General features: G+C 26.5%; 4 protein-coding genes. 2 read left to right on the top strand and 2 right to left on the bottom strand.

Annotated features, from left to right (window positions below):
- Nucleotides 1–27: 27 nt before the first annotated feature.
- Nucleotides 28–1,020 carry an NADH:flavin oxidoreductase gene (locus Q0V09_RS08490; RefSeq protein WP_297406621.1) on the bottom strand — a complete coding sequence of 331 codons (993 nt, stop codon included), beginning with the start codon at nt 1,018–1,020 and terminating at the stop codon, nt 28–30.
- A gap of 37 nt (nt 1,021–1,057) precedes the next feature.
- Nucleotides 1,058–2,749, bottom strand: coding sequence for a M3 family oligoendopeptidase (locus tag Q0V09_RS08485; RefSeq protein ID WP_297406620.1), 1,692 nt, complete (start codon nt 2,747–2,749; stop codon nt 1,058–1,060).
- A gap of 131 nt (nt 2,750–2,880) precedes the next feature.
- On the opposite strand from Q0V09_RS08485, the gene Q0V09_RS08480 reads away from it, so the two are divergent.
- Together Q0V09_RS08480 and Q0V09_RS08475 are read left to right on the top strand one after the other, a co-directional pair.
- Nucleotides 2,881–3,384: a hypothetical protein gene (locus Q0V09_RS08480; protein WP_297488519.1), complete on the top strand. Its 504-nt coding sequence runs from the start codon at nt 2,881–2,883 to the stop codon at nt 3,382–3,384.
- Nucleotides 3,385–3,558: 174 nt separating this feature from the next.
- A partial coding sequence (locus tag Q0V09_RS08475) for a hypothetical protein (RefSeq protein ID WP_297488516.1) occupies nt 3,559–4,196 on the top strand: 638 nt, incomplete at its 3' end.

The following is a 4,196-nucleotide window of genomic DNA, read 5'->3' as shown; positions in this document are numbered from 1 at the left end:
TTTTTTAAGAAAAAAATGGCAGAAAAATCAGAAGATTTTCCTACCATTTATTTTTATTTTTGAAGATTTTTGATCAGCATCTTTTCTTTTTATATAATTTTCTTTAGCAATTTTAATCCAAAATGGTTTACCTATCATAGCTCTACCAATAGCTACTAGATCAAGCATTTTATTTTCAATTAAGTAGCTTGCTTGTTCCTCTTCAGTTATCCATCTAACACCAATAACTGGAATATTCACATGTTTTTTTATTTCACATCCCATATAAACAACCCAATCAAAGTTAAAATTCTGAGGAACAACTATTTTTTCTTGACTTCTAAATGAGGGATCAGGGATTCCACTAGAAACATGAAGAATGTCAATGCCTAAACTTTCCAAGTATTTAGCATTTTTGATTCCTTCTTCTAAAGTGGGTTCATTTCCCCCCATTCTATAACTTAAAATAAAATTGTCATCAAATAAAACTTTAGTTCTTCTTAAAAGTTCTTTAATAAAATACATTCTATTATCTATAGAACCGCCAAATTTATCATTTCTATTATTTTCTAAAGTGGAATTTAATTGAGAAATTAAATATCCATGAGCTCCATGAATCTCTATGCCATGGAAACCGCACTCTTTAGCTCTAAAAAATGCTTTGGTAAAATCATCCAGTATTGAGTCCAAAGTTTCTGTAGAAATAGAATTTAGCCTATTTAAAAAGCCTATATGGTGAATTTGAAGTAACATAGGAACATTATATTTATGTCCAATAGATGCTAATTCCTTTAATTTAGGAATAAAAGAATTATCCCAAATCCCAAGTTGATTTTCTCTTAATTTTCCATTTTTATTAACACAAGTAGCTTCAATTATAATCAATCCAACTTGGTTATAAGCTAAATCTTCATACCATTTTAATAAGGTATCAGTTACAAAACCGTCAGTTCCAATCATAGAAAACCTAACCATTGGAGGAACAACAACTCTGTTTTGAATAGTAATATTTTTAATTTTAATAGGTGTAAATAAATTCATAATCCTCCATAGTCCTATAATTTATATATAAGCTAAATTATAATTTCTTATCATCAATTGATGATAAGAAATTCTTAACATCCTCTGTTATATTTTTAATACAATTATCTTTAAAAGGAGATATTAAATTTGCTTCTTCTAGAAGTCCTAAAAATGATTTAGTTCCCCCAAGGCTACATAGATGAAGATAATCTTTCCATGCTCCTTCTCTATTGTGAATCATCTTTTTCCAAAATTGTAAAGCACAAATTTGAGCCAGAGTATAGTCAATATAATAAAATGGAACTTCAAAAATATGAGATTGTTGGAACCACCAACCACCATTTTCTAAAAACTCATTTTCATCATAAATAGTATGAGGTTTATATTGTTTTTCTAGTTCTCTCCAAATTGTTTTTCTTTCATTAGGAGTTAAATTAGGATTTTTATAAACTTCATGTTGAAAATGATCAACAAGAACTCCATATGGAATAAATTTAATAGCACCGCCTAAGTGACTATAAAAATATTTATCTTTATCCTCTTTAAAGAAGTTTTCCATCCAGTCCCAAGCAAAAAATTCCATACTCATAGAATGAATCTCTGAACTTTCATATGTAGCCCAAAGAAGTTCTGGAATTTCAATATGCTTTGATCTGAAAACTTGAAAAGCATGTCCAGCTTCGTGAGTTAAAACATCAACATCACCACTTGTTCCATTAAAATTAGAAAAGATAAATGGTGATTTATAATCAGGAATAAATGTACAATATCCTCCGCCAGCTTTTCCTTTTTTAGTTGTTAAATCCATAAGATCATTATTAATCATATAATCAATAAATTCTGCTGTTTCTTGAGACATTTCATGGTACATTTTTTTACCTTGATCGATAATCCATTGAGGAGTACCTTTTGGAGTTGGATTTCCACTTTCAAATTCAAATCTCTCATCATAATAGTTAAGTGTTGTTAAATTTAGACGTTCTTTTTGTCTAACATAAAGAGATGAAGCAATAGGAACAATCTCTTTAACAACTTGTTTTCTAAAATTATCAACCATTTTATCATTATAATCAACTCTATTCATTCTAATATAACCAAGTTCAACATAGTTGTCATATCCTAATTTATTAGCAATTTTAGTTCTAATTTTAACTAAATTATCGTAAATTTCATCAAAATCTTTTTCATAAGTTGTAAAAAAATTACTTTTAGCTTCGTAGGCAGATTTTCTGACCCTTCTATCACTAGATTCTAGAAAAGGAGTCATACCAGAAAGATTTCTTTCTTCTCCTTGGAAAGAGATTTTAGCTGAGGCAAGAAGTTTAACATATTTAGAGATTTCTTTATTTTCTTCTTGTAAATTTTCTATAATTTCTGGAGAAAATGCTTTTAAACTATATTCAATTAAACTAAAAAATTGTATACCTAACTCTATTTTTAATTGATCAAGAAATTTTGATTTTAAAAGTTCTTTATAAAAAAGTGTATCTAATTCTTGATATAATGGAGAGATTTCATCCCAATGGTTTTTTTCCTTATCGTAAAAATCATCATTAGTATCAATTGTGTGTCTAATATGAGCTAGATTGGACATTGTGTCTATTTTGTTTCTAATGGTGTTAATTTCTTTTATTATATTTAATTGTTCTTTATAATTCGATGTAGTAATTTTATTGAGTAGTTTTTCAAATTCTATCTTTGTTTCATTAAAATTAGGTCTTTCATATTTATATTCAGAAAATTGCATAAATAAACCTCCTATTTTTGTATTACTTTCATTATAATGTAAAAAGAGCATTTCATCAATTAAAATAATATAGAAATAAATAGAAAAAATCAGTATAATAGATATACAATTCAAAAACAAGGAGAGGAATTATGAAAAAAACACTATTAACATTATTTTTACTAGGGGCAAGTTCTGCATTTGCTTTAGATGGACACATTAGATTTGGAGCAATAACAAATTCAAACTCTTACAACAAAGAAAGTGAAACATTTGAAAATTATGCACCAACAGGAAGTATTGAAATAACTCAAAACTTATTATTAGCTGATGTAGGGGTAGGAATTGCTTATAATGGTAAAACATCAGGTACAGATATAGCAACAGTTCCAGCATATGGATTAATAAAAATGAATCTATTTCCAATAGGGATAAAACCTTATGCAGTTTTAAAAGCAGGAAAAGTGTTATATACAGATTCAAACGTAAGTAGATCAGATGTTGATGGCGATTATTATTATGGTGCAGGAATAGGAATGGATATATTATCTTTACAAGGAGAAGTTTTATATTCTGTTACTAAAGTAGATGGAGATAGAAGAGGAAATGATGATTTAAAGCAAGTTAGTTTTACACTTGGATATAAATTCTTTTAATAAAAAAAGTTAGATTTTTCTAACTTTTTTTGTTTACAAATTGTACTAATGGAACAGATAGAAAACTAAGTTTTATAAAAAATAGAAATATAACAAAAAAAAAATAATTATTTTTTTTATAAATATGGTAAAATATTTACATAAAAAATAAATATGGAAGAGGACTAAATTTTAATGAGGAAACTAAAAGTATTAATATTACATGAACAAAAAAAATTAAAAGATAGTATGGAGAATATAGGGTTAAATTTCTTAAAAGATTATGAATTTATTTTTCAGAAATTAGAAGATTTTAAAAAGAGAGATGTTGAAAATTATGACTTATATATACTAGATGTTTATGATGATATTGCGTTTAATTATTTAAAAAACAAACTAGATTTAGTTCTTTTATCGATTTCTATTGATTTAGGAGAAAGACCATCTGATTATATAAAAGTTGGGGCTATTAATTTTATATTAAGGCCTTATTCTGTAAGAGAGATTAAACTTAATTTAGATAAACTAAAAAATTATTTATTAACAAAATATGAAGCAGAAGATAACAAATTAAAATTTTATACACTTTTAGATAATATTCCATATATGGCATGGTTTAAAAATCTTGAAAGTGAATACATGATTGTAAATAAAGAGTTTAAAGAGCATTGTGGAAAAGATTTTGAAACAATAAAGGGACGTGGTGATGAGTTCGTTTGGGATGGAATGATTGGAGAACAATGCAGACTTTATGATTTACAAGTAATGTGTGAAAAGAAAAGAATAGTATTTGATGAGGTAATTCCAGGTCAAAAAGGATATAGACAATTTAA

Source organism: uncultured Cetobacterium sp. (assembly GCF_947039425.1).
Taxonomy (GTDB): Bacteria; Fusobacteriota; Fusobacteriia; order Fusobacteriales; family Fusobacteriaceae; genus Cetobacterium_A.
This window is presented reverse-complemented; position numbering and strand designations above follow the sequence as displayed.